Annotated in this window: 2 protein-coding genes; both read right to left on the bottom strand. The window is 33.4% G+C overall.

Translation table 11 applies throughout. The features are described from left to right. Positions 1-342 precede the first annotated feature (342 nt). Complete coding sequence (locus GQR60_RS19910) at positions 343-1,494, bottom strand: DUF3883 domain-containing protein (RefSeq protein ID WP_124994615.1); 1,152 nt, start codon at positions 1,492-1,494, stop codon at positions 343-345. Between the two features lie 282 nt (positions 1,495-1,776). Further along, the gene (locus GQR60_RS19905) at positions 1,777-3,108 is read right to left on the bottom strand and encodes a DUF2314 domain-containing protein (protein WP_124994614.1); all 1,332 of its coding nucleotides are present in this window, start codon (positions 3,106-3,108) and stop codon (positions 1,777-1,779) included. Positions 3,109-3,318 lie beyond the last annotated feature (210 nt).

Raw genomic sequence — 3,318 nt, 5'->3', positions numbered from 1 at the left:
GCGAAGCCTTATCCGTTTGGGCGTTCAGCAAGGACAAGCCTATGCATGGTCTCGTTCACGCAATGAGGAACGAATTCATGAATGCCCATAAAAATAAGTATTTATGAATCATGGGGGGATGGGCGATTGCTCAGAGTCCTATTTTGGTAACTACTATTACTCTTGAAAGATTGCGGAAACGTGGTTATGAATCTATGCTCGACATTTACAAACAAATCACGCCTGTTCGACGTGATTCCTTATTCCCCATAACTTAATCCCGATTCCTCGGGACCGTATACGAGACCCGCTTGGTTTATGCTGAGCTTGCGAAGTATCTGGTGGTGTGAAAGCCTCTCCCTGCTAATGATTACTAGCGGGGCGGGCTATTCGATTGTGTGCAGTTATTATTTCAACAAGGTATGATTCATTGCTAATCTTCGCCGAACTTAAATCAATAGTTTCGGAAATTGGATTTTCTCCTTCAATATCATAAACTCTTTCAAGTCGATATTTTCCTATATTCTTTTTATAAAAATCATACTCATTCGATGACAGATGAAAACTATTGGCCCCAAAATCATCTTTTGTACGAGTCGTTGTTTTAACTTCAATGAATATTTCATTTTCGTTTTCATCACAAGTTTTAATATCATATCCGTAACTATCAGATACTAATGCAACATGCTCTAAATATTTTTTGAAATCAATTCCCAATCTCTCAAGTTTCATTTTTTCTTTGTTGAAAACGAACTCTTCTCCTTTTGCTCCAATCAATGCCCGTCTTTCTGCTTGTTTAGCTCTTTGTTCTGGAGTCATTGGTTTTACAGTTCTATTCGTGCTGCTTGTTCCAACTGACGGAATTAAACTCATTAAGAACATTAACATTGAGACATAAAGATTTAACGTAGAAGCCTCAATATAACCATCTTCGTTAGGAGCTAGTTTGTAAATAATTTGTGAATTTTCAGGATTCGTCTTTATAATCTGTAACCATTCTTTACTTCCAACCTTTTTGTTTGATGAGTAGGTTTGAAATCCAAAGTCAATTAATTTCTCAAACTTATCTGTTAATTCTTTATCCGATAAAATTGATTCTGAAAGTGTCTTTCCTAAAAATATCAATCTGTCTTTATCCGTTGATTTTCCTCTCGAAGATGCCCTACCAAAATAAAAGCCGACATCTATACATTTCCTAGACTCATCAATTACAAAACTTATTTGCGCAGAATATTGCTTGTTATCTGCTCCTTTAAATATTCCAGACCAAACTCTGTTTAGTCTTGTACCATTGAATTTTATTGGATTACCAGAAGAAGCACCCGAAGTAAAAACACCAAAATCACTATTGTATTGATTTTTATAATCCTCTGCAATTGATTTCAATTTTTGTTTAAAATTCTTAAAATCTAATCGTTCTTTTTCAGAAGAATTAGTTGCCATTGAATTATCAGAATAATCCCGAGAACTCAAATCGGTTATTAAGTTAAAATCTGATTTTGTTATTATTTTCATATTCAAATCAATGTTTCTTCGAATCGCTCCTTAATTCCGACTAACGGTAAAATTATGAAATAACTTTATATCTGTATTTCAGACTTTTAACGTTAGCAGAAAAACTCACCGAGTTTTCTTAATATCTCGGAGTGGGATTGCATACAACGGTTGGCGGTAAGAAATCGTTGCGCACTTAAATGCGTTTCAGCATCAAGCCGCTAAGCCGTTTATTAAATGTTATATTATTGCAATTTAGCACGTTTCGCGCAATGTTTTTTACCGCGTGTTGTAAACAGTTGCTTATTCATACTGTCTTGATATAATCTTTCCAGTTTCGTTTCCTTCTTGTGTTCCATCAAGAAAACATAAAATGTAATCGAACATATCATCCATATTTTTAGTCACTTCTTGTCCAGCTTTTAAAGACCTCACTATTTGTGGGTCATTTTGAAGAAGTCCTTTTATTTCTTTATCATTCCACTTCACAACTTCAACCCACATCCATTCTCTTTCACCTGCAACATTTTCGAATGGGAACTTAATCAACAAATGAGTGCCAACAGGCAACCCTTTTGAAAATTTATCATATAGTTCTGGAATTTTTTCCTTTGCTTTTTCACTTGCAGCAAGTAATTCATCATCGTGACTTAAATATGTTACTTCGTCTTTTGAGCCAAAGACCTTTGCTATTAATTCGTCTTGTTTAATCTGTGGATTATTCTTTGGAAATCCAATTTCTATTATTCTATTTTGTGGGTCACCTTCCTCCCAAATTCCTTGTTTTAAATTAATTTCCGCTTTTTTCTCTGCTTTCTCTTCAAGTGAATTAAGCAAATCGGTCTTTAATTCTTGATTTGAAAGTGCTTCAATGTCAATTAATAATTTTCCTTTTTTATCAATAGTTTTTTTGTCAAGAAGAGTCTGTGCTGTAAGATTTATCAAGCTTGCAACACTTTGATTACTATGACACGATAAATTTTCAATACAAATATCAGGTAATCCAAATTTTAACATTCCTAAAGTGATTGCTCTACAATAATCATTTTTGGGATAAAGATGTATTGTAATATGCTTGCTTACATTTATGGAATTGTCATTAATTAATCTGTTTTCATCCCAAAGGCCTTTTGTAAAGCATTCTCTCGTCTCCGAATCCCATATAATATCATTCTCGTTTACAATAAGTTCAGTAATCAGCTTATTTGCATTAATCATAGATGAAAGCAATCTATCCTCAGCGCATAAAAAGTCAAGAAGTATTACAAAATTAGATGTTTGTAAAATCTCCTTTTGCTCATCGCTTAATCCTCGACTGCAATGTCTAAGAAAATCAATGTCGGGAGCAGCAAAATCTTCCTTTACATTTAAAATTTCCTTAATTACAATTTGAGAACCTTTTACATTCTCAGGATTTGGAACAGAATCAATTATTTCAAAATCGGGATAATTCTTTTGTACTAATTCTATTACATCTGATTTTGTCATGTGAGAATCAGGAGTGTAATAAATCCCATATTCAAAAAGTATTTGCTCATCGTTTAAATTTCCGTCTGGTACTTTTTGCTGCTCAGTTGAACAGCTTGAAATCAAATTTGAAAAAATCATTCCTAAAACTATAATCTTGTTTCTCATATGCAGGGTATTTCTTGCAATTGTTTACAACGTCAGTCTGTCTAAAAACGAATCAAACTGTTCAATTGAATTTTAAATATAGTGGTTTTAGGGATACATAAAAATTGAAAATGCTTTTATTTAGAAATAGAATTTGGGTTCTTATTTGGGCTACTTTTAACTCTAGCATTACGATTAAGAAGATGGGGTGATTGCCTCACAGACAGCCTT

The organism is Labilibaculum euxinicum (assembly GCF_009795715.1).
GTDB lineage: Bacteria > Bacteroidota > Bacteroidia > Bacteroidales > Marinifilaceae > Labilibaculum > Labilibaculum euxinus.
This window is presented reverse-complemented; position numbering and strand designations above follow the sequence as displayed.

Bases quoted from the DNA above. Each gene is read 5' to 3' on its own strand.
- GQR60_RS19905 (WP_124994614.1), bottom strand. From the start codon at position 3,108: ATGAGAAACAAGATTATAGTTTTAGGAATGATTTTTTCAAATTTGATT.
- GQR60_RS19910 (WP_124994615.1), bottom strand. From the start codon at position 1,494: ATGAAAATAATAACAAAATCAGATTTTAACTTAATAACCGATTTGAGT.